Annotated in this window: 24 protein-coding genes; 1 reads left to right on the plus strand and 23 read right to left on the minus strand. The window is 35.5% G+C overall.

What is annotated here, in order from left to right:
• Window positions 1-54: 54 nt before the first annotated feature.
• The 23 genes from divIC to metG form a co-directional block, all read right to left on the minus strand.
• Window positions 55-414, minus strand: coding sequence for a cell division protein DivIC (gene divIC / locus B5P42_RS13500; RefSeq protein WP_002091572.1), 360 nt, complete (start codon window positions 412-414; stop codon window positions 55-57).
• Complete coding sequence (gene yabQ / locus B5P42_RS13505) at window positions 411-1,064, minus strand: spore cortex biosynthesis protein YabQ (protein WP_002091573.1); 654 nt, start codon at window positions 1,062-1,064, stop codon at window positions 411-413. Before yabQ ends, divIC begins: the two co-directional genes overlap by 4 nt.
• Window positions 1,061-1,369 (minus strand): sporulation protein YabP, encoded by a 309-nt coding sequence (gene yabP, locus B5P42_RS13510; RefSeq protein WP_001059101.1) that lies wholly within the window; start codon window positions 1,367-1,369, stop codon window positions 1,061-1,063. The genes yabQ and yabP overlap by 4 nt, the downstream gene beginning before the upstream one ends.
• A gap of 58 nt (window positions 1,370-1,427) precedes the next feature.
• Window positions 1,428-1,703 carry an RNA-binding S4 domain-containing protein gene (locus B5P42_RS13515; RefSeq protein ID WP_002009677.1) on the minus strand — a complete coding sequence of 92 codons (276 nt, stop codon included), beginning with the start codon at window positions 1,701-1,703 and terminating at the stop codon, window positions 1,428-1,430.
• Between the two features lie 14 nt (window positions 1,704-1,717).
• Entirely contained in the window at window positions 1,718-3,178 is a 1,461-nt protein-coding gene (gene yabN / locus B5P42_RS13520; RefSeq protein ID WP_113734402.1) for a bifunctional methyltransferase/pyrophosphohydrolase YabN, read from the minus strand.
• Window positions 3,179-3,190: 12 nt separating this feature from the next.
• The gene (locus B5P42_RS13525) at window positions 3,191-4,792 is read right to left on the minus strand and encodes a putative polysaccharide biosynthesis protein (protein ID WP_113734403.1); all 1,602 of its coding nucleotides are present in this window, start codon (window positions 4,790-4,792) and stop codon (window positions 3,191-3,193) included.
• A gap of 231 nt (window positions 4,793-5,023) precedes the next feature.
• Window positions 5,024-5,560 (minus strand): stage V sporulation protein T, encoded by a 537-nt coding sequence (spoVT, locus tag B5P42_RS13530; RefSeq protein WP_002009670.1) that lies wholly within the window; start codon window positions 5,558-5,560, stop codon window positions 5,024-5,026.
• A 135-nt stretch (window positions 5,561-5,695) separates the two neighbouring features.
• Entirely contained in the window at window positions 5,696-9,226 is a 3,531-nt protein-coding gene (gene mfd / locus B5P42_RS13535) for a transcription-repair coupling factor (RefSeq protein WP_113734404.1), read from the minus strand.
• A 105-nt stretch (window positions 9,227-9,331) separates the two neighbouring features.
• Entirely contained in the window at window positions 9,332-9,556 is a 225-nt protein-coding gene (locus tag B5P42_RS13540; RefSeq protein ID WP_002091576.1) for an anti-sigma-F factor Fin family protein, read from the minus strand.
• A 70-nt stretch (window positions 9,557-9,626) separates the two neighbouring features.
• On the minus strand, window positions 9,627-10,187 hold the full coding sequence (gene pth, locus B5P42_RS13545) for an aminoacyl-tRNA hydrolase (protein ID WP_087943057.1): 561 nt from the start codon (window positions 10,185-10,187) through the stop codon (window positions 9,627-9,629).
• Window positions 10,188-10,259: 72 nt separating this feature from the next.
• A complete protein-coding gene (locus tag B5P42_RS13550) occupies window positions 10,260-11,213 on the minus strand; it encodes a ribose-phosphate diphosphokinase (RefSeq protein WP_002091580.1) in 954 nt (317 codons plus the stop codon).
• A gap of 18 nt (window positions 11,214-11,231) precedes the next feature.
• Window positions 11,232-12,611 (minus strand): bifunctional UDP-N-acetylglucosamine diphosphorylase/glucosamine-1-phosphate N-acetyltransferase GlmU, encoded by a 1,380-nt coding sequence (glmU, locus tag B5P42_RS13555; protein WP_002091584.1) that lies wholly within the window; start codon window positions 12,609-12,611, stop codon window positions 11,232-11,234.
• Between the two features lie 326 nt (window positions 12,612-12,937).
• On the minus strand, window positions 12,938-13,231 hold the full coding sequence (gene spoVG, locus B5P42_RS13560) for a septation regulator SpoVG (protein ID WP_000454042.1): 294 nt from the start codon (window positions 13,229-13,231) through the stop codon (window positions 12,938-12,940).
• Between the two features lie 152 nt (window positions 13,232-13,383).
• Complete coding sequence (locus B5P42_RS13565) at window positions 13,384-13,758, minus strand: RidA family protein (protein WP_000869819.1); 375 nt, start codon at window positions 13,756-13,758, stop codon at window positions 13,384-13,386.
• 123 nt (window positions 13,759-13,881) lie between these two features.
• Complete coding sequence (gene purR / locus B5P42_RS13570; protein ID WP_002091587.1) at window positions 13,882-14,730, minus strand: pur operon repressor; 849 nt, start codon at window positions 14,728-14,730, stop codon at window positions 13,882-13,884.
• A 54-nt stretch (window positions 14,731-14,784) separates the two neighbouring features.
• Window positions 14,785-15,654, minus strand: coding sequence for a 4-(cytidine 5'-diphospho)-2-C-methyl-D-erythritol kinase (gene ispE / locus B5P42_RS13575; RefSeq protein ID WP_012260164.1), 870 nt, complete (start codon window positions 15,652-15,654; stop codon window positions 14,785-14,787).
• 196 nt (window positions 15,655-15,850) lie between these two features.
• On the minus strand, window positions 15,851-16,030 hold the full coding sequence (gene sspF, locus B5P42_RS13580; RefSeq protein ID WP_002094215.1) for an acid-soluble spore protein SspF: 180 nt from the start codon (window positions 16,028-16,030) through the stop codon (window positions 15,851-15,853).
• A 91-nt stretch (window positions 16,031-16,121) separates the two neighbouring features.
• On the minus strand, window positions 16,122-16,385 hold the full coding sequence (veg, locus tag B5P42_RS13585; protein ID WP_002009653.1) for a biofilm formation stimulator Veg: 264 nt from the start codon (window positions 16,383-16,385) through the stop codon (window positions 16,122-16,124).
• A 238-nt stretch (window positions 16,386-16,623) separates the two neighbouring features.
• Window positions 16,624-17,487, minus strand: a complete 864-nt coding sequence (yabG, locus tag B5P42_RS13590; RefSeq protein ID WP_002009651.1) for a sporulation peptidase YabG — start codon at window positions 17,485-17,487, stop codon at window positions 16,624-16,626.
• A gap of 117 nt (window positions 17,488-17,604) precedes the next feature.
• Complete coding sequence (gene rsmA / locus B5P42_RS13595) at window positions 17,605-18,483, minus strand: 16S rRNA (adenine(1518)-N(6)/adenine(1519)-N(6))-dimethyltransferase RsmA (RefSeq protein ID WP_002091590.1); 879 nt, start codon at window positions 18,481-18,483, stop codon at window positions 17,605-17,607.
• Window positions 18,480-19,037 (minus strand): ribonuclease M5, encoded by a 558-nt coding sequence (rnmV, locus tag B5P42_RS13600; RefSeq protein ID WP_002029323.1) that lies wholly within the window; start codon window positions 19,035-19,037, stop codon window positions 18,480-18,482. The genes rsmA and rnmV overlap by 4 nt, the downstream gene beginning before the upstream one ends.
• Window positions 19,038-19,297: 260 nt before the next feature.
• The gene (locus B5P42_RS13605) at window positions 19,298-20,065 is read right to left on the minus strand and encodes a TatD family hydrolase (RefSeq protein WP_002009645.1); all 768 of its coding nucleotides are present in this window, start codon (window positions 20,063-20,065) and stop codon (window positions 19,298-19,300) included.
• A 165-nt stretch (window positions 20,066-20,230) separates the two neighbouring features.
• Complete coding sequence (metG, locus tag B5P42_RS13610) at window positions 20,231-22,240, minus strand: methionine--tRNA ligase (RefSeq protein ID WP_113734405.1); 2,010 nt, start codon at window positions 22,238-22,240, stop codon at window positions 20,231-20,233.
• Between the two features lie 492 nt (window positions 22,241-22,732).
• Here metG and B5P42_RS13615 point away from each other — a divergent pair, with 492 nt between their 5' ends.
• Window positions 22,733-23,017, plus strand: coding sequence for a transition state genes transcriptional regulator AbrB (locus tag B5P42_RS13615; RefSeq protein ID WP_000843037.1), 285 nt, complete (start codon window positions 22,733-22,735; stop codon window positions 23,015-23,017).
• The last annotated feature ends 14 nt before the right edge of the window (window positions 23,018-23,031 follow it).

The following is a 23,031-nucleotide window of genomic DNA, read 5'->3' on the forward strand; positions in this document are numbered from 1 at the left end:
CAAATTTTACTTTATTATATATAATCCTAAAATACAGTGTCAATAAGACATACTCTACTTAGAAACAGGAAAAATTATCTCCCCTTTTCCGGAGAAGAAATAATCCCTTCTAGCAATCTTTAAAACGTACTCTTCATCATTCAACTTTTGAACTTCATCTTTTAGATTCTTTTCTTTTTTCGTTAATGAATCCAGTTCTTTTTTCATGTCCTTAACTTTTGCTTCTTTTGCTTTAATGGAACTGTTTTGTTGATAAAACGTCACACTAATACTAGCAATAATTGTAAAAGCAAAGACAAGAAAAACCGCTAAACGGCGATAAAGTCGCTTCCTGTTCTCATCCGTTTGTATTATATGTTCTTTAACAGGATTTGGACTCTGTTTGTCGATTGTTCTTTGTCTCAGTTCCCTCATTTCCGAGGTCCCCCTAACTTCTTTTTTATACGCACCCATAATTGGAAGATATGTCCCTTCAATTTTGCTACATATTGCAGGAACCCTACATGCTTCATTATAAAAAGTTTAACACGATTAGGGAGAAGTTTCCATATGAGCGAAGCAATAAACCGAACAGGCGAGAAAAAAACTTTCCATATGAAAAGTAATATCCAAATCACCATTTTCCATAACACATGTCCAATTGAAAGCAGTATACGAAATAAGAATAATATAAATGCAATAAATAGCTGTGCTATAATAATAACAGGTTTTATCATGAGTAGCTGTATAATTCGAACAAAAAATTGTGTTGTTTGTACAAAAATATAGATGAGAAAATTTAACATCTTCATGTATAGTGCTTTCAATAAGCTTTGATATGCTGCAAAACCACATAGTAACGCCAAAAATACATATATACGTAGTTCGGCTTCATTTACACGCAGTAATACATAAAAAACGAATAATGCTTGGACAATCCAAAATAGTATATCATGTATAAATACAAGCCAACGTTTACGCTCTTGGCGTTTTAAAAACCGTTGGTATGTATCTAAAGAAGCACCAATCCAAGCACCCATTCCAATCATCGAAAGCATTGTATACAACTGAATTGTTAGGCTCATTTAAACAGCTTACTAAAGAAGCCTTTAGTTTTCTCCCCTTGGTTCTCATCAATATACAGCATTTCATGAACTTTCCCTTTAATTGATACAACACCCTTTTCTACATCTAAATTCTTCATTTGCAAATTTTGACCACGAATTGTTAAAAAACCCATTACAGTCTCGAGTAAAAACTCTTCGCTATCAAAACTCTCTACTTGCTTTACACCAGTAATATCGATTACACGCCTGCCACGCATGATAATATCATGCTCTACAGAAACATTTTGTTGATTAGAAGACATAGGTGAGTAACCATTATTCACGAAAATCCCCCCATAGCTTTATACTAGCTAATAGTAATGTATGAAGGGCTAACCTATTTTAGAACAAGCCTTCTTCCGCTTTCACTTTTTCCTCACGAACGAGACTATACATGTTTGCTGCATCTTCTTTTTTAGTTGTTTCTTTCAATTCATTTACTTTCACAGTTACTATTTTTTGCCCGAAACGAATTGTTAATTCATCCTCTACCTTCACATCTGAACTCGCTTTTGCCACTTGGCCATTAATCGAAATTCTTCCTTGGTCAGACACTTCTTTTGCTAATGTTCTTCTTTTAATTAAACGTGATACTTTCAAAAATTTATCTAGACGCATATCAAATCCCCCTATTAACGCTCTGTTTGTTTTGCCTCTTCCCATAAAATATCTAACTGTTCTAATGATAAATCTTGCATTCCCTTATTCATTTCAGCTACTTTTGCTTCCATGTATAAAAAGCGATCCATAAATTTCTCATTAGTTGAACGTAACGCTTCTTCTGGATCTAATTTATAATGACGAGCTATATTCACAAATGCAAATAGTAAATCACCAAATTCACCTAGCATCTTTTTCTCATCCATGTTTACAACTTCTTGTTGGAATTCTTGCCATTCTTCTAAGGCCTTCTCTATCATCGGCTGCACATCAACCCAATCAAATCCAACCTTTCCAGCTTTCTTCTGAATTTCATAAGCACGCATTAGTTGTGGCAAGCTTTTTGGAATACCCGCTAAAACAGATTCTTTCACGAATCCCTTTTCTTGTTTTTTAATTTCTTCCCAATTTGCAATCACTTCATCAGCATTATTTACATCCGTATCCCCAAACACATGCGGATGACGACGAACCATTTTCTCAGCTAAAGTCCGAATAATATCATCTATAGAGAACCAACCTTCATCCTCTCCAATTTGGGCATGAAGCATAACTTGTAATAATATATCACCTAGTTCTTCTACTAAATGATCATCATCCTCTTCATCAATTGCTTCTAACACTTCATACGCTTCTTCAATTAAGTATTTCTTTAAAGATTGATGAGTTTGCTTTTTATCCCATGGGCAACCATTCGGTCCACGAAGATCAGCAATAATTGCTCTAAGCACATCAAACTGCTGATATAAGGACGCACGTTCCTTAACTGGCGGTACATACACACTCGTTAAATTATTTAATTCTGTTTCGTGATCTAACATGTATAACGATACCTTTTTCACTTGCTCGAATGAAGTCCCTGCAGCTGTTACGATATACACTTCGTAATCATCTGGCAAAATCTCCATTAACGTTAGCTTCACATCTGAAGCAACGAATGCATCATACACTTGGCAAAAGATTAAATGTTGACGTAATTCTAATTGTCCTCTTTCAAATGATGTAGCATCAATTAATTGGAACCCTTCAATCGGATCAATTTTTAGACTTGCAAACATCGGATCAAGGAAACTTTGTCCACCTTCAATTCGCACTTCAATATTTGCTGCTTCTCCTTTTTCCAAAAGTAGCTGAACTGTTCTTTCTGCTACAAGCGGATGACCTGGAACAGCATAAATAATTTCTGCGCCTTTAGCTTGTTCTAACAATGTATTCGCAATTGTTTCATATACGATTTCAAATGTATCATGTGCCTCATATACATTATCAAAGGCCGTATACTTTATAGCTTCTTTCTCCAATTCTTCTATAACTGGGTGTTCCTTCGTTCTAACAAACATATGGTCTGCTTCTTTTATCTTTCGATATACACCCATCGTTAACTGATCTAACTCACCAGCACCTAATCCTAAAATAGTAATGATTCCACTCACAACCAGTCACCTCTATCCACTCTTCTTCAATGAACCTTCTTTTTTCTCTTGTTTCATAACAGTTCCTAATTCTTCTTTTGTAAATACACGTAATTTTAAAATTAAAAACATATATGCTAATCCACCGATAGCTACACCTAACAGCGCTTCAAGCGTCGCAATTCCTCTATGTCCTGTATCAATTACTAATCCGGACATTCGCAACATACGCATAAAGATTATTAATACAAACCCCATACCGATACCACTAATAGCTACACCTAACATATTCCGCCTATCAATAAGCGGCTCCGATACAGCTCGCATAAGTAACACACTATTTAGCAAGGCAATTACAATAAGCGCAACTAAAGTTGCAATTGCAGCTCCCTTTACACCAAAATACGGCATTAATATATAGTTTAAAACTAACTTCAGACAACCTCCAAATACAACGAATATTGCTGGTTTTAATGTTTGTCCCACTCCTTGCAAAATGGAAGCAGTTGTAATTGACAATGAACTAAATAAAATAGATAAAGATAAAATCGATAACACATCTGATCCATCACTATTTTCAAACAACATAATATTTGTAGGTTGAATAATACAAGTTAATCCAATAGCAGCTGCAAATCCAATAACAAATGTTATTTTCATTGCTAATTTTACCTTTTCTTGAATAAATGAAAGATCTCCTCTTTCTTTCGCCGCTGTAATAATAGGAATAAGTGACAATGAGAAAGAAGTTGTCACAACAGTACCTAATTGCATAAGCGGGATACTTCTATCATAAACACCTTTTAGTACCTTTGCATTTTCAACTTGCTCTCCCGCACGAATAAGCAAAGTATACAAGGAAATAGAATCCGCCATTTGTATAAAAATAAGGACTAAATTACTAACACAAATCGCTAATCCCTGCCAAAAAAGGATTCGAACAATCCTTTTTTTATTTCTAATTCTCTTCCAGCTTCTAAAGAAAATAGCATGGAAATCATGACGCATATAAAGTAAAAGTACGATAATCCCAATAAGCCCACCTGCAATTGAACCTAGCATAGCACCCGCACCAACTGTATATAAATCAAATCCATGAGCAATAAGGAATAGTGATAAAAATACAATAATAGAAACACGAATCGTTTGTTCAATTACTTGCGAAACAGCCGTCGGCATCATATTATTGAATCCTTGAAAATATCCTCTCGCTACAGATAAAAATGGCATTAGTAGGAATGAAAACGAAATAACGCGTAATAATTTATCTAAATGTATATCGCCCATAGCCGATGCAATTGTTTTGGCCCCAAAGAATAATGTGAAAAATCCTATAAAGCCAATTCCTAATAAAAACCAAAAAGATACACAAATAATTTCTTCTGCTTCTTTTTGTTTTCCTCGTTCTAATCTTTCTGCGACCATTTTTGAAATAATAATGGGAAACCCATAAGTAGCTAAAATCAAACAAAATCCATAAAACGGATAAATTTGTTGGTAAATATAAAAACCAACATCACCCGCTATATTTTGATATGGAATACGGTAAAAAGCGCTTAATACCTTCGTAACAAAACTTGCGATTGTTAATATAATAGCCCCACGCCAAAAGGCTTGGTACTTCTTCGCTTCCATACAAGAAAACTCCTTTTTCTATTCTCACCCCTCGTATTATATCACAAAGAAAAACTGGCTCTCCTTCATATTCCTTACATTCACTGACTTCTTTCAACAGCAAAAATATTCAATGAAAAAAGGTAGCAAAGCGCTACCTTCGTTCAATATACTTATATCTCCAAATAGTTAATTTCTCAAATAGAAATATCATAATTAGGAAAGATTGCTACTTATAGAAATTACACTTCGCTACTGCTCCATTTGTTTCGCTAAAAAGCTTGCAGCTGTATTTACTGATTTATGCTCTACTTCACTTATAATAGCCTCTTTAGAGAAGATAACGACAGCTCCGATTGGATCTCCATTTGCAATAATCGAGCCAATTGTATAAGAGCTCACTTTTTCTGTCACTCCATCAATAATTGAAATTTCGCTTTCATCTGTCATAATTACAGACTTACGCTCTTCCATTGTCTTCTCAATTAAATCGCCAACACTTTTATTTAAGTATTCTTTTTTAGATGCGCCTGCTACTGCGATAATAGAATCACGATCGCATACAAGCACATTATGTCCTAAGCTATCGTATAAAGCTTCCGTATATTCCTTTGCAAAATTACCTAGTTCACTAATTGGAGAATATTTTTTCAAAATCACTTCTCCATCGCGATCAACAAATATTTCTAGTGGATCTCCCTCACGAATACGTAAAGTTCTACGAATTTCCTTCGGAATTACTACCCTGCCTAAATCATCAATTCGACGTACGATTCCAGTTGCTTTCATTCTAATGCTGCCTCACTTTCTACTGATGATCAAAGTGGTGAATTTACCTGTTCATGTAAAAATCACCAACTATTAAACATAGTATTTTACACATTAGTTCTTCTATGCACGTCGAATTGTATTTTTTATCTTATATTAGGCATTTATTACTTCTTTTTTTACATCTGGCAAGCCTTTTAATAAATTTTCAGCAATTGTTAACCATTTCGACGTCTCTAATCCATTCGTTTTCATCACAATTTTCAATTGTGACCCCTCCATACCAAGACCGATCATACGGCCAAAACTACTTCCTAGCATGAATAATTTTCCACCATCTATATTTTGGCTCGCTTGTTCAGAAAACAGGAATGTTACTTCAAATTTATTTTGCTTAATTAACTCAATTTGTTCTTTCATTGCCAACACTTTAATGTTTGCAATTTGTAATAAATAACCAACTTCTTGTGGATAATCACCAAATCTGTCGATCATCTCTTCCTGCAACTCTTCAATATCTTCAATTGCAGAAATACCTCTAAATTGTTTATACATCATAATTTTTTGTTTACTATCTGAAATGTACGCATCCGGTAAATATGCATCTACTTCTAAATCAATTTCAACATTAACGGTATTTTCAACTCCGTCTGTTCCTCTACGTTGCTCAATTGCATCTTTTAACATTTGAGAATACAGATCAAATCCGACAGAATCAATAAATCCATGTTGTTCTGCCCCTAACAAATTACCCGCACCACGAATTGATAAGTCTCTCATCGCAATTTTGAAACCAGATCCAAGCTCTGTAAACTCTTTAATTGCTTGCAGACGCCTCTCTGCAACTTCCGATAACACTTTATCACGTTTGTATGCAAAGTATGCATACGCGACGCGATTAGAACGCCCAACACGACCACGAAGCTGATACAACTGCGATAATCCCATACGATCTGCATCAAATACAATTAATGTATTTACATTCGGAATATCTACACCCGTCTCAATAATTGTTGTACTTACAAGAACATCATGCTGCCCTTCTAAAAACGATAGCATAACAGACTCTAATTCACCTTCATTCATTTTCCCATGCGCGTATGTTACACGAGCATCTGGAACTAACATCGAAATTTCATCTGCTTTTCTTTCAATATCCTCCACACGGTTATATAGGAAGTAAATTTGACCGCCTCTTGCTAACTCCCGCTCTATCGCTTCTCGCATTAACGCTGGATTATACTCTACTACATATGTTTGTACTGGGAAACGATTCTCTGGTGGTGTCTCAATAACAGATAAATCGCGCACACCAAGCATAGACATATGAAGTGTACGTGGAATCGGAGTTGCCGTTAATGTTAACACGTCAACATTTGCTTTCAATTGTTTAATTTTTTCTTTATGTGTAACGCCGAATCTTTGTTCTTCATCAATAATAAGAAGTCCTAAATCTTTATAAGTAACATCTTTAGATAAAATACGATGCGTTCCGATTACAATATCCACCGTTCCATCTTTTAAACCTTTAATCGTTTCATTTTGTTGTTTTCGTGTGCGGAATCTACTTAGTAACCCTATATTAATCGGATAATCTTGAAAACGCTCTCGAATTGTTTCATAGTGTTGTTGTGCAAGGATTGTTGTTGGTACTAAAATTGCAACTTGTTTTTCATCCATAATTGCTTTAAATGCCGCACGAATAGCTACTTCAGTCTTTCCATATCCTACGTCACCACAAAGAAGCCTATCCATCGGACGTCCGCGTTCCATATCTTTCTTAATCTCTTCAATAGAACGTAATTGATCCTCTGTCTCTTGATATGGGAATAAAGATTCAAACTCTTGTTGCTCTGCCGTATCTGGTGTATATGCATAACCTTTCGAAGCTTCACGCTCGGCATATAATTTAATTAGGTCATCTGCAATGTCTTGTACAGATTTTTCAACTTTCGTTTTGACCTTCTTCCAATCATTTCCACCTAATTTATAAACTTTTGGTTCCTTACCTTCAGACCCTACGTATTTTTGCACTTGATCAATTTGTTCAATTGGAACGTATAACTTATCATTACCTTGATATTTAATATTTAAATAATCTTTATGAACACCATTAATCTCTAATGTCTCAATACCTAAAAATTTACCTATACCATGATTTACATGAACTACATGGTCTCCAACTTTTAATTCCGAATAACTTTTAATACGTTCAGCGTTAGATAACTTTTGCTTACGTTGTGATTTTTTAACCTTCTTATGAAAAAGCTCCTTTTCAGTAATGACAACAAACTTTTGCATCGGCATTTCAAAGCCTGCATGTAAATCACCTACAGCAATTTGTAACCTTCCAGGCAATAAGATATCTGTCGCCTCTACAATGTCTGCATCAATATCATAATCACTTAAAATATGTTGTAGTTTTTTTACACGTTCATCATCTGTTCCAAGCACAACGGTCGTAAAATTACCTTCATTCCATCTATCAATTTCAGTTTTTAACAAATGCATCTGTCCGTGGAAATCTTGCATCGTTTTACATGTCACATTCACAATATTTTGAGGATGTGTGTGTGCTATATGGCGTAAGAATAACGTTAAATATACAAAACTTCTTTTTTTATTATGAAGAAACTCCTCAAACGAGTGGGAGAAAGATAAATCCTGAATAATTGTTCCTTCGCCAAGAAGTGAGATATACCATTCCGCTTCTTCTGTCTCAAGATGTGATGCTGTTTCTTGAATACGGGAAATCTCATCTAAAATTACAATACCGTTCTCTGGTAAATAATCTATCAGACTAGCAGGTTCTTTATAGAAAATAGATAAATATTTAAACATTTGTTCTATACTCTGCCCGTTTTTCAACATTTCAATTTCATGACTAACCGTCTCAAGCACAGTAGTCTTTAATTTATCATCGGAAAGCTTTTGCATCGTCTTAGTCAAACCTTCTTCAAGATGCTTAATTCCCGATTTCAATTCTTCCTGTGAAAATAAAAACTCTGTTGCTGGACCGAACTTAACACTTTCCTTTTTATCTTGAGAACGCTGTTCATCCACATCAAACAATCGAATAGAATCGACTTCTGTATCGAAGAATTCAATACGAAACGGTAATTCTTCCGTTAATGGGTAAATATCTAATATTCCCCCGCGTAAACTGAACTCTCCTGGAGCTTCTACCATTGACTTACGCTCGTAGCCAATATGATGTAAAGTATGCAAGAGTGCATCTAAATCAATCTCTTGCCCTAGATTGATTTCAATTTGCCTTTGCTTCCATAATTCTTTTATTGGTAAAAACCTACGCAGCCCTGCAACTGGCGCTACAATAATCCCATTCTCTCCTGCAGCTAAGCGATTTAACACTTCAATACGCTGTGCCTTCAATTCTGGACTTGCAACACCAACCTCCGATGCTATCAATTCATTTACCGGATATAGCCAAACATCTTTTTCACCAAGTAACGCCACTAAATCTTCATGTACTTTTTGTGCTTGGTATAAATTGTGCGTCACGATAAGTTGTGATTGCTTTGTCTTTTTATATAAAGCTGCCATTAATAATGAACGAGAGGATGTTGCCATACCCGATACAAGTTGTTCTTTCAACCCATCTTCTAGCCCATTAATAACCGATTGTATTTCTTCATTTTTATAAAATTGCTCTAATAAACCTATCATTTTCAAAACTCCTCTCAACATAAAGAGCAAGTTACTATATTTTATGCAAATATTTTGGAAAAAGAAAACAGAAAAATGCTTTGGACATGCCAAAGCGACAACATTTTATTGCAGAAATTTTTCATATTCATAATACTCAGGATAAGATGCGAGTGTTTCTTGACACGATTCACAAATCGTTTTTATATATATATTTCCATTCTCATGAAAATGAATCATATCCACTACTTCTTGCTCTGTTAGTTGAAACAAAACGTCGCTATATACTTTTTCTGCGATAATGGAGCCCACATTACTTCCACAATGTCTACAGTAATAATAACCTTCCATACTAGCCTCCTAAATATCCAATTGCTACTAGTATGGGATAAAACAAAATAAAATATTCCAGATTGTGCGCTTAACTATTAAAAGTATTCATGATTTGGAGAAAAGGTTTATTTAACCATTCCTCACATGCATCTGCTGCATTTTCAATGGATTGATTAACGCCAGATATTTCTTCAGATGTAAAACGTCCTAATACGTAATCCACTACTTTTATCCCATTTTTCGGACGATCGATTCCCATGCGGATACGTTGAAATTCTTGTGTTCCTAAATGTGAAATTGTTGATTTCACACCATTATGTCCACCCGCACTACCTTTCATGCGAAGGCGTAATTTACCTACAGGAATATCTAAATCATCGTACATAACAATGAAGTCCTCGACATCAATTTTATAATAATCCATGAGTGGACGGATACTTTCCCCAGATAAATTCATATATGTAAGTGGCTTTAGTAAGATTACTTTTTCCCCATTAACAAAACCTGCGCCAAATACCCCTTTAAACTTTTGTTCATTCAAAGAAATACTCCAACGTTTTGCAAGTTCATCGATTGCCATAAATCCAATATTATGCCTTGTTAATTCATATTCTCTACCTGGGTTCCCAAGTCCTACTATTAATTTCATTCTTGTACCACTACTTTCTTTTTTCGATACGAAAAGACGTAACCAAGCTTGGTTACGTCTCATTCTATCCAATTAATTGAATAATACACTTACAGATTCTTCTTCGTATACACGAATGATTGCTTCTCCGATTAATGGAGCAACTGAAAGTTCATGTACTTTATCAATTTTCTTCTCTTCTGGTAATACGATAGAGTTCGTTACAACTAACTCTTTAATATTCGAATTTTGAATACGCTCAATTGCTGGACCAGATAATACTGGGTGTGTACAGCAAGCATATACTTCAGAAGCACCGTTCTCAACAAGAGCGTTTGCCGCTAATGTAATTGTACCAGCTGTATCAATGATGTCATCAATTAAAATTGCTGTTTTGCCTTCGATGTTACCGATAATGTTCATTACCTCAGATACATTCGGACGAGGACGACGCTTATCAATAATAGCGATTGGCGCTTTTAGGCGATCCGCCATTTTTCTAGCACGCGTTACACCACCGTGATCAGGAGATACGATTACGATATCTTTAAGGCCTTTTGCTTCAAAGTAGTCTGAAAGAATCGGTACACCCATTAAGTGGTCGATCGGGATATCAAAGAATCCTTGAATTTGCGGAGCATGTAAATCTAGAGTGATTACACGAGTTGCACCTGCTGTTTCAAGCAAGTTTGCTACAAGTTTCGATGTAATTGGTTCACGAGAACGCGCTTTACGGTCTTGACGCGCATAACCATAGTAAGGAATAACAATATTAATTGTTTTTGCAGATGCACGTTTTAATGCATCAATCATAATAAGTAATTCCATGATATGTTCGTTTACTGGGAAGCTTGTAGATTGAATAATGAATACATCGCAACCACGGATACTTTCTTCAATGTTAATTTGAACTTCTCCATCACTAAAACGATCAACAGAACATTTTCCTAGTCCTACTCCAATATGCTTTGCGATTTGCTCAGCAAGTTCCTTATTAGAGTTTAAAGAGAATACTTTCAAATTAGAATTTAGATATTGAGTCGACATCTAGATTAACCCTCCACATTATGATTTTTTCTTATTCAGCAATTGATCAACATAGTCTTCTTTGTTAACTTGACGTGCACGTGCTACTGATAATGCTTTTGATGGAACATTCTCTGTTATTGTAGAGCCTGCTGCCACATAAGCACCATCTTCAACTGTTACAGGAGCAACAAGGTTTGAATTACATCCAATAAATACCCCGTTACCAATTACAGTTTTAAATTTATTCTTGCCGTCGTAGTTCACCGTAATTGAACCACAACCAAGATTCACGTCTTCTCCAACTTGTGCATCCCCGATATAACTTAAGTGTGAAGCTTTACTTCTATTACCAAAAACAGTTTTTTTGATTTCTACGAAGTTTCCAACGCGCACTTCATCTCCAATAACTGAATCTGGGCGAATATGTGCAAATGGGCCAACTGATACTTCTGTACCAAGTTTGCTGTCATGTACAGTAGATTGACGAATTACCGTACGATCTCCAATTTCACTATCGCGAATTACTGTATGCGGTCCAATTTCACAATCAGAACCAATTACAGTGTTCCCCTCAATAACCGTTCCTGGGTGAAGAACTGTATCACTACCAATAATTGCATCCGCAGAAATGTATGTGTTACTTGGATCAATAATTGTAACACCATTTACCATGTTCTTTCTGTTGATACGATTTTTCATAATAATTTCCGCTTGCGATAGAGCGACTCTGTCGTTAACACCTAACGTTTCATCGAAGTGCTCTGTTTGATAAGCTGATACAATATGACCTTCATTTTTTAAAATTTCAATAACGTCCGGAAGGTAATATTCGCCCTGTACATTATCATTTGAAACTTTAGAAAGTGAAGCAAATAAAGCTTTATTATCAAAACAATACGTACCTGTATTGATTTCTTTAATAGCTAATTCTTTTTCATTCGCATCCTTATGCTCAACAATCTTTTCAACATGACCATTCTCATTACGAACGATACGGCCATATCCAGCAGGCTCTTCTATGTACGCTGTTAGTACCGTCGCCATTGCTCCCGCTTCTTCGTGTTGCTGAAGCAATGCTTCCATCGTTTCAGCAGTTATTAGAGGTGTATCACCACAAATAACTAAAGTTGTTCCCTCTTCATTTGCAAGTACACTTGCAGCTTGATCGACAGCATGAGCTGTACCAAGTTGTTCTGCTTGTAATGCAAACTCACTTACGTTTCCTAGCTGTTCTTGTACCTTTTCAGCACCATGTCCAACGACTGTTACAAGTTTCTGCAATCCTAATTGAGATACTTCATTGACTACATGTTGTACCATTGGTTTTCCACATACAGGATGCAGCACTTTGTATAGCTTGGACTTCATACGTGTGCCTTTACCTGCAGCTAGAATCACTGCAAATCTGTTTGACATATAGACCCTCCATCGCAACCTATTTATCCATTAACGATATTATCCTAAATCATCATATATTTCAAGAAACACATTATAACTATTAAATTTTACCATAATTCTTATAAGATGTTTTACTCTTTAGTATCTTTTTTAAGGAATAAGCTATACTATTTTAAATGATTTTGAAAAAATTAGAAGTTTTTCATCTTTATTTTTTCAAAATATGAATTTTTATAATTAGAAACGTGTATTATTCAAAAAAAAAAACAAACTCCTGTAAATGCTTACAGGAGTTTGCTACAAAATTATAAGACTTTCTTTCAAAAGCCCTTTTCATTCGAATTTTACGAAGCGCCTGCTTCTTCAAACTCAACCTCTTCTAACTCGCCTAAACGATGATACTCTGTTAAAACCGCATCTTGAATTTTAGAGCGTGTATTAGAATTAATTGGATGTGCAATGTCACGGAATTCTCCATCTGGAGTACGTTTACTTGGCATTGCTACAAATAATCCATTATTACCATCAATTACACGAATATCATGAACAACAAATTCATGGTCTAGAGTAATAGAGGCAATTGCTCTCATGCGGCCTTCTGTGTTTACGCGGCGTAATCTTACGTCAGTCACTTCCATCTTGTGTTCACCACCCTTTTCTAAATAAGCGATATATTTGTATAAATTCCACAAAATTTCTATTTTCCCTTTAATTTTTTAAAAATTTTTAAGATAAAAATTTTTATTGTAGTTGAATATAAGGATTAGTAGAGGTTATCGCTTACAAAGAGTTACTTAACTAGGGCAATTACTTCGATTTCAACAGAAACATCTTTCGGTAATTTTGCTACTTGTACACAAGAACGCGCTGGTTTATGAGTAGAGAAATAAGAACCGTATACTTCATTAACAGCATTAAAATCATCCATATCCTTCAAGAATACTGTTGTTTTTACCACTGTATCAAATGAAGCACCTGCTTCTGCTAATACCGCTTGTAAATTTTCAAATACTTGCTCTGTTTGTACTGTTACATCTCCTGTTACAAGTTCTCCACTTGCCGTTAACGGAATTTGTCCTGAACTATAGAACATATTATTTACAATAATCCCTTGTGAATATGGTCCGATTGCCTGTGGTGCTTTGCTTGTTTGAACAACTTTCATACTTTTCACCCTTTTATTATTTATTTTTACTCTTTAAAAATAGTGTACCAAAGGCAGTTTGTCCATCTATTTTGTAATTTATAAATAGGAATAAAAAAAGGTAAAGCTATCTGCTTTACCTTTTTACTCAGCCTCTACAAGCCCTTTATCAAATGGTGCAAGTGCATAATTCCCCTTTTCCACTTGAATCGCTTTTTCTTTCACATCAACTTCTGACAGACGAATTAATGATACAAAGTTATTAATAAGTCTTTCTTCAATATCCGTAGACTCTACTAATACGCCAATCCCAACAACATTAGCTTTAAACTCTTCTAGCATGCTCATCATACCTTGAATGGTTCCGCCAGCTTTCATAAAGTCATCAATAATTAAAACATTGGACCCTTCTGGAAGGCTACGCTTTGCTAAAGTCATCGTTTGGATTCGCTTAGAGGAACCTGATACATAGTTAATACTAACAGTGGGTCCTTCTGTTACCTTATTATCTTTTCTCGCAATTACTACCGGTACATCTAAGTAGTTTGCTACTGCATAAGCAAGCGGAATTCCTTTTGTCGCTACCGTCATAACCGCATCAATTGGTTGCCTAGCAAAAACAGAAGCAAATAAACGACCTGCGCCATTAATCTGGCGAGGATTACTTAAAAGATCCGTCATATATAAGTAACCGCCAGGCAAAATACGGTCTGGGTTTTCAAATAAGCTACAAAGCTCGTTAATAATCAGATTTGCCTCTTCTTCACTTATATAAGGAATATATTTCACTCCTCCTGCTGCTCCTGGTACCGTTTGCAATGTGCCGACACCTTGTTGTTCAAACGTTTGCTTAATAATAACTAAATCTTCACTAATGGAAGATTTAGCCGATTGATACCTTTCAGCAAAAAAAGTGAGAGAAACTAGCTGACGAGGATTTTGTAACAAGTAATACGTCAGATCGACCAATCTTGTACTTCGTCTAATTTTCATACTCTCACCTCAAATCACGAATATTCTAAACAAATCATAACGTATTATACGTCTTTATTCAAGCGTTTCTCGCTCTCCTAATAAACGCACTGCATATACTTGCTCGCAAAATCCTTTTAACCCGTTATATATGCGGTGCATTCGCGAATCATGGTGTACAAGACCAAATACAGTTGGGCCACTTCCACTCATTAATACGGCATCTGCCCCAAAGCGTTTCATCTGTGATTTAATACGTGCAACCTCGGGATGCATCGCAAACGTCACATCTTCTAAAACGTTACCAACGGTATCACAAATTCCTTTATAATCGCCATGGTTAATGACTTCAACCATTTTATCTACATTTGGATGCGTAACACGATTTAATTTTAAATTTCCGTACACGTCAGCAGTAGATACACCAATGTGGGGCTTTGCTAAAACAACCCAACAAGAAGGCGGAGTCTTTATATGTTCAATTTCTTCTCCTCTTCCAGTGGCAATAGCAGTTCCACCATATACACAGAACGATACATCTGACCCAATTTCTGCGCCAAGCTTTGCTAATTCATCGATTGTTAGCCCTAAATTCCATAACTTATTAAGGCCACGTAATGTCGCTGCTGCATCACTACTTCCACCTGCTAATCCAGCGGCTACTGGAATCGTTTTTTCAATAGTAATAGACACACCTTTTTTTACATTAAACTTCACTTTTAATAATTTCGCTGCTTGATAAGCTAAATTGCGTTGGTCGTCTGGGACATACCGATTATGGGACAAAATTTCAATACGGTCCTCTGCTAATTCCGTTAGCTCTAAACGATCTGCCAAGTCGATTGTTGTCATAATCATTTTCACTTCATGATATCCATCTTGTCTTTTTCCCAGTACATCTAACGACAGATTAATCTTTGCTGGTGCTTTCACTAGTAGCTTCAATCTATTCACCCACTCTATGTACTCAATCTTTTATCGTTTATTTTACCATAAATTTATAGTAAGACGATGACACTTCCCTAATTATATCGAAAAGCACTCAGAATGAAACTACTTATGTCAAATGATGGCACCTTTTAGCGTGCAAAAAGCCGAGGAATCTCTCCTCGGCTACCGTAGCATAGAAAGTATCTTACAACTACTGGTTTCGTTTCATTAATTGCTGTTCTGCAATTTCTATAGCACGTTTCACCATATTACCAGCATCTTTCGCACGAATTCCGCCCCATCCTTCTTTCTGAACAACATCATAAAAGCCAAGCTCTTTTGCAAGCTCTTCTTTAAATTGATTTGACATGACTCCTCTTCGTCTACTCAATGCAGAGTCCCTCCTTATTTTGCTACGGTATAATTAGTATGCAAAATAATATAGCTTTTCATTTATGGGAATATATGTAACAAAAAATACATTAATTATAAAATACTTCATTTTGAGATTCATCGTAAAATGTTAGCTCTACTGTCTCTGTTAAAACATCTGCATAACTATAAGATACACGTTGCAATGCATCTTCTTGCTGGTCTAATTGTACAACAAACACAGAACGATACGTTTCTGCAAGTACACCTGATTGCTCCACAGTTTTTCTTCTCCCACTATTTGCCTTTAACATAAGCCGCTGTCCAAGATGGTGATCTAATTCGCTTTTAATTTCATCTAAACGTTTTGACATATACTTTGCTACACCTCGCTGTAATTTAGATTGAACACTTAAAACACGATATATCTATCCCAATTATTAACCGCAATTCACAGACAATATCATTATAAAAGCATCATGCGTTCAAATAGATAGAAGAAATACTATATTCTAAAAGTATCATTGTATAGTCTGCACGTTCTTGCCGCTTTTTATCCAGACTCATTTAAATCATTTCCACATAAAAAAGCAAGATACGTATGTACCTTGCTCATTCGTCATAATGTTGAAAGGGCAATCCTGTTCGTAAAATCCCTCTTGTTTCAATTCCGCCTAGTCCCTTTTCGCCAGTAATTGTATTACGCACAACGTCCCATACATTTACTCTTTCCATAAATGAAGTGAAACTAATTTTGCCAACTACATATACAGGATCTAGAGCATGAATATTAATTCTAGACGGTGAACTAGCAAAATTAGCACCTGCCCGAATCAACGCCTCAAAGTGTGATTGACAAGCCCCAGCAAAAATAACGAGTTGATCTAACGATGGATACTTTTTCCGCACTTCTCGAACGGCCTGTACAAAATGTCTAGAATGTCTATATGCTGCTAAATCTCCCATAACTCCTTTTGACTTTGTATATGCATCATGTCCTGTAATAACTAAAATGTCTGGGCGAAAATGATCTATTAAGTCTACTACCTTTTCATGCATCTCCGTTTCCTTACAATGAATACCTTGAACAGGAACGCCTATTTTATTATATAAATCTAAGCACTTGCGCAAATATAAAGGATCTCCATCTATATGCAATACACGTCCTGGCATTTGAAAATAATTCACTTCACTTGTATATCCACCAGTTGAATTATGTTCATGTCTTTGTTTCATCAACACGTAATCTTGCTGAAACAACCGGTAAGTACGCTCCATCGTTTCTTTTTCACGCTTCACTCTATTTTTATGTTCTCGTTGATCTATACTAACTAAATCTGCAAGTGGTGCATCCGCCACAAGTCTAATTTCCTCTCCAAATAATATTGCCATATCGCCTTTTATTTCTATAATACGAAAAAGAATATCCCTATTATGAGAATATCGTTCAACTAATTCTCCAACATGTAAATCCATTCTCCTACCTCCAAACTCCAAACTCGTTAGGCCATCTTACCTGTTTTTAAAGTATGAATTTAGGAAAGGAAAGGTGACAAAAGGGACAGCTCAAGTTGAACTGTCCCTTTCATATTCTTATGACAATTTATGAAGAATTAATGCATTACTTAATGTTGCAAACTCTTCGATAGATAGCGTTTCGCCTCTTCGCTTCGGATCAATTCCTACTTCTGTCAAAATTCGATCCAACAGCTCTTTATCTTTCGGGAAACCATTTAAATTATTTGATAAATTATTCATTAAAGTTTTACGACGCTGTGCGAAACTTGCTCGTACTACTTCAAAGAAGAAAGTTTCATCTGTCACTTCTACAACTGGTTTAGGACGCTTTAGAAGACGGATAATCGCAGAATCAACATTTGGTTGTGGCACAAACACTGTACGCGGTACAGTCATAACTGTTTCTACCTCTGTATAATACTGAATGGCAATTGATAAAGAACCATACTCTTTCGTTCCTGGTTTAGCAGCTAAACGATCCCCAACTTCTTTTTGCATCATAACAACAAATCCACGAACCGGTAATTTTTCTTCAAGCAATTTAAATAAAATTGGCGTTGTAATATAGTATGGTAAGTTAGCTACTACCATTACATCTTGTCCTTCTTCAAATTGCTCACTAAACACTTCATGTACATCTGCTTTTAGTACATCTTTATTTATAACTGTAACGTTGCTATATGGAGCTAACGTCTCGTCTAAAATTGGTAATAATCTCTGATCAATTTCAAAAGCCACTACTTTTTTAGCACGCTTTGCCAATTGCTCTGTTAACGCACCGATACCTGGTCCAATTTCAATTGCGCCACTTTCTGAACCGATTTCTGCGTGATCAACGATACGATTTAATACATTCGTATCAATTAAAAAATTTTGTCCTAAACTTTTTTTGAATGAAAATCCATACTTTTCAACAATGTCTTTCGTACGATTTGGTGTTGCGATATCCTTCATTTTTTTTCCTCCTGTATTACTTGCTTATAAGCTTCTGCAAATGATTCCTTTGAAACCTGAAACATTTGTAAACGTTTATGTAACTGTTTTGCGTTTGTATAACCAATCTTTAATAGCTTACCCACTCTTTCTCTGCGACTCTTTGCCATTTCTCCGCCCACTAAGCCCGCATCGACTAGATCACTCCAACTAATTTCACTTGTGTAAGCTTCCATTTCTTCATGTATATTCTCTAAAGCACGGCGAATCGACTCATTAGAAGCATGTTCGATTCCAACACCTTTTTTCCTTTTAGCAAGTGCTTCTTCCTTCGTTAAAAAAGCATGCTTACATCCAGGAACCTTGTCAGAAATAATTTTTCGAATACGCTCTCCAGGATAATCCGGATCTGTGAAAATAATAACGCCTCGTTTTTGCTGCGCTAATTTAACTTGCTCAATAACGTGATCACCGATTGCTGAACCGTTCGTTTCGATTGTATCCGCATCAACAGCACGTTTAATCGCAACTGTATCATCTTTACCTTCTACAACGATAATCTCTTTAATTTTCATGCTTGCCTCCACACTCTTTTCATCTCTACTTAGTAAAACAAAAAAATGACGACTTTTCCATTATTATTTTCCCAATCGTACATTTTAAAAAGTAGAAGAGAAAAATCTTTGTTCACTATCCTTATTGTAACACTTCTATCTCCATCTTAATTTATCCGCAATATTTCTACACTTATGTTATGAGTAAATAGTGGGTTCTTATCACTTCTACTATCTCTCTTCTCAAAAAACAAAAAAAGAATGGGACTCCCCATTCTTTTTTATTCAACACCAAATAAGGATTTGGCATTCTTTGTTGTTACTTGTGCTACTTCGTCATAAGAAATTCCTTTTAAATTCGCAATTTCTTCTGCTACCAGTTTTACATAACTAGGTTCATTTCGTTTTCCTCGAAATGGGTGTGGTGTTAAATACGGGCAATCTGTCTCTATCAATAATTTTTCTAACGGAATCTCCATAGCAACTTCTTTCGGTTTCTTGGCATTTTTAAATGTTACTGGCCCACCTAATGAAATTAAAAAGTTCATATCGACACATCGCTGCGCTACTTCTACACTACCGCTAAAGCAATGCATAATGCCCCCTACTTCAGCTGCATTCTCTTCCTCTAGGATATCAACAATATCTTGAGTTGCATCGCGGTTATGTATAATAATCGGTAATTTCACCTTTTTCGCTAATGCAATTTGTTTACGGAATACTTCCTTCTGTATTTCTTTTGGAGACTTATCCCAGTGATAATCTAATCCCATTTCCCCAATTGCAACTACTTTAGGATGAGCCGCTAATTCTTCTAACCAAGCTAAATGTTCTTCTTTCATATCGATTGCATCAACAGGATGCCATCCAACTGCAGCGTAAATAAAATCATAAGCCTCTGCTAATTCAATTGCTTTCTTTATCGTTACTTCATCAAATCCAACAACAACTGTATATGTAACTCCCGCTTCTTTCATTCTCGCGATAACTTCTTGTAAATCTTCTTCAAATTGCTCTGCATTTAAATGTGAATGTGTATCAAACAACATAATAAATAACTCCTTTTATATTGAAATCAATTCTCTCATAGAAAAACTACACTCTTTCTAACTTAACGATAACAATACTTCAATTTTAATGCAAAAAACGGAATGTAAAAAGAAAAAAGACGCTTCACCAATGTTACACGTGAAACATCTCTTTTCTTGTCTCAATTACTTGATTTTTGTACCATTTGGTAAATTCTGGTCAATTGATGCTAATGACAATACGCCATTCTCTTCACCTGCTAAAATCATACCTTGTGATAATTCACCACGTAATTTTACAGGTTTTAAATTCGTTACACAAATAACCTTTTTACCTTTTAGTTCTTCTGAGGAATAGAATTTAGCAATCCCAGAAACCACTTGGCGCTTCTCTGTACCTAAATCAAGCTGAATTTTCAACAACTTATCTGCTTTTTTCACAGGTTCAGCGGATATTACTTCAGCTACTCGTAATTCTACTTTAAAGAAATCATCAATTGTAATTTCTTCTGCCTTTGGTTCTTCTGCTTTTTTCTCTTCTATTTTAGGAGCAGAACCTTGCATTTGTTCTTTAATATACCCCACTTCTACTTCCATTTCCAAACGAGGGAAGATTGGGTTTCCTTTTTCTACTTTTGTTCCAGCTGGAATACATCCAATTGTAGATAGGCTTTCCCAAGATTTATGCGCCTCTTCAGTAAGTCCAAGTTGAGCAAACATCTTACTTGGTGCTACTGTTAGGAATGGCATAAGCATAATACCTGTTTGACGAAGTACCTCAACTAAGTGGGCCATTACAGACGCAAGTTTTTCGCGATCATTCTCATCCTTCGCTAATACCCACGGCTGCGTTTCATCAATATATTTGTTCGTACGGCTAACTAATTGCCAAATGGAACTTAGCGCTACAGAGAATTCCATATTCTCCATTGCCTCTTCTACTTTTTTCAATGTATCTTTGGCAAATGTCACTAACGTTTCATCGAACTCAGTTACATTTGCTTTAAATGCAGGGATTTCCCCGTTAAAGTATTTATCAATCATAGCTACTGTACGATTTAATAAGTTACCTAAATCATTCGCTAAATCAAAGTTGATTCGTTCAACAAATCCTTCTGGTGTGAATACTCCATCAGATCCAAATGGAACTTCGCGAAGTAAGTAGTAACGCAATGCATCTAATCCGTAACGATCAATTAGTGTAACTGGATCTACTACGTTTCCTTTTGACTTACTCATTTTTCCATCCTTCATTAAAATCCAGCCATGAGCAAAGACTTTCTTCGGAAGTGGTAAATCTAAAGCCATTAAAATAATTGGCCAATAAATTGTGTGGAAACGAACGATTTCTTTCCCAACTAAATGGACATCTGCTGGCCAGAATTTTTTATACTTCTCTTCATTTTCTGTTCCATATCCTAATGCAGTAATGTAATTAGACAACGCATCTACCCATACGTAAATAACGTGTTTTGGGTTACCTGGAACACGAACTCCCCAGTCAAATGAAGTACGAGAAACAGCTAAATCTTCTAATCCTGGTTTAATGAAGTTATTAATCATTTCATTTTTACGGGACTCCGGCTGAATGAAATGAGGGTTATCTTCATAGAACTTTAATAGTCGGTCTACATATTTACCCATTCTAAAGAAATAAGACTCTTCGCGAACAAGTTCTACAGCGTGACCACTATCTGGGCTTTTTCCACCAACTACTTTGTCACCTTCCATAATTGGATCTACTAATTGATGCGCTGTATAGAATGTTTCATCCTGTACAGAATACCAACCTTCATATTCATCAAGATAAATATCGCCTTGATCTACTAGCTGCTTGAAGATTTTCTCAACAACATCTTTATGACGATCTTTAGTTGTACGAATAAAATCATCATAAGAGATATCCATCTTCTCCCAAAGTTCTTTAATCCCTGATACAATGTTATCCACATATGCCTGTGGTGTAACATTTAGTTCTTCTGCTTTCTTTTGGATCTTCTGTCCATGCTCATCAGTTCCTGTTAAATAATGAACATTGTATCCTTGCATACGCTTATATCGTGCCATCGCATCTCCTGCTACTGTCGTATAAGCATGTCCAATGTGTAACTTTCCACTTGGATAATAAATTGGGGTAGTAATATAAAAGGACTTATTTTCCTCTTTCATCGTTTTGGACCTCCCGAATAACCTCATATGTATTTATAAACAGTATATCAAAAACTCATATATAAAGTGAAACTTTAATCCGTGGGGAGGGTTCATCCCCCATGGATTATTAGCTCACACCAATCGGGCTTTTACGAGCAGTTGATCTCCCACTTAACTTCTTTGCTCCGGCTAAATTTTAAAGTGGGAGTCTTACTGCTCGCTAATGCGGGATAAAAACGAGTTAATGCTCGATATCTTTATCATCTATTACTCATATTCAAAAAAATATACAATATATTTCCCGAAAAGTATAAACATTATAAAAAATAATACAAAACAATTGTAGAAATGACTTACATTCTATCATATATAAGAAGTATAAAAATCTATAAATCTTTTTTAAAAATATAGAATTTAATAATTGACGGAAATGTAAATGATTGGTATCATATGTCCATAGGGTATTTTGTCGAAAAATGACGAATCAAAAAAATAGACTCGAAACTTATAAACTATTTATTTAGGAGGAAAAGAATTATGAAATCTACTGGTATCGTTCGTAAAGTTGATGAATTAGGTCGTGTAGTAATTCCAATCGAATTACGCCGTACTTTAGGTATTGCAGAAAAGGATGCTCTTGAAATCTACGTTGATGATGAAAAAATCATCTTAAAGAAATATAAACCAAACATGACTTGCCAAGTAACTGGTGAAGTATCTGATGGTAACCTATCTTTAGCTGAAGGTAAAATTATCTTAAGTAAAGAAGGCGCTGAACAAGTCTTAAACGAACTTCAAGATTATATCGAAACAGCAAAATAAGCTTCTCAATTATG

Origin of the sequence: Bacillus sp. SRB_331, assembly GCF_003264175.1 — a bacterium.
GTDB classification, from domain to species: Bacteria; Bacillota; Bacilli; order Bacillales; family Bacillaceae_G; genus Bacillus_A; species Bacillus_A mycoides.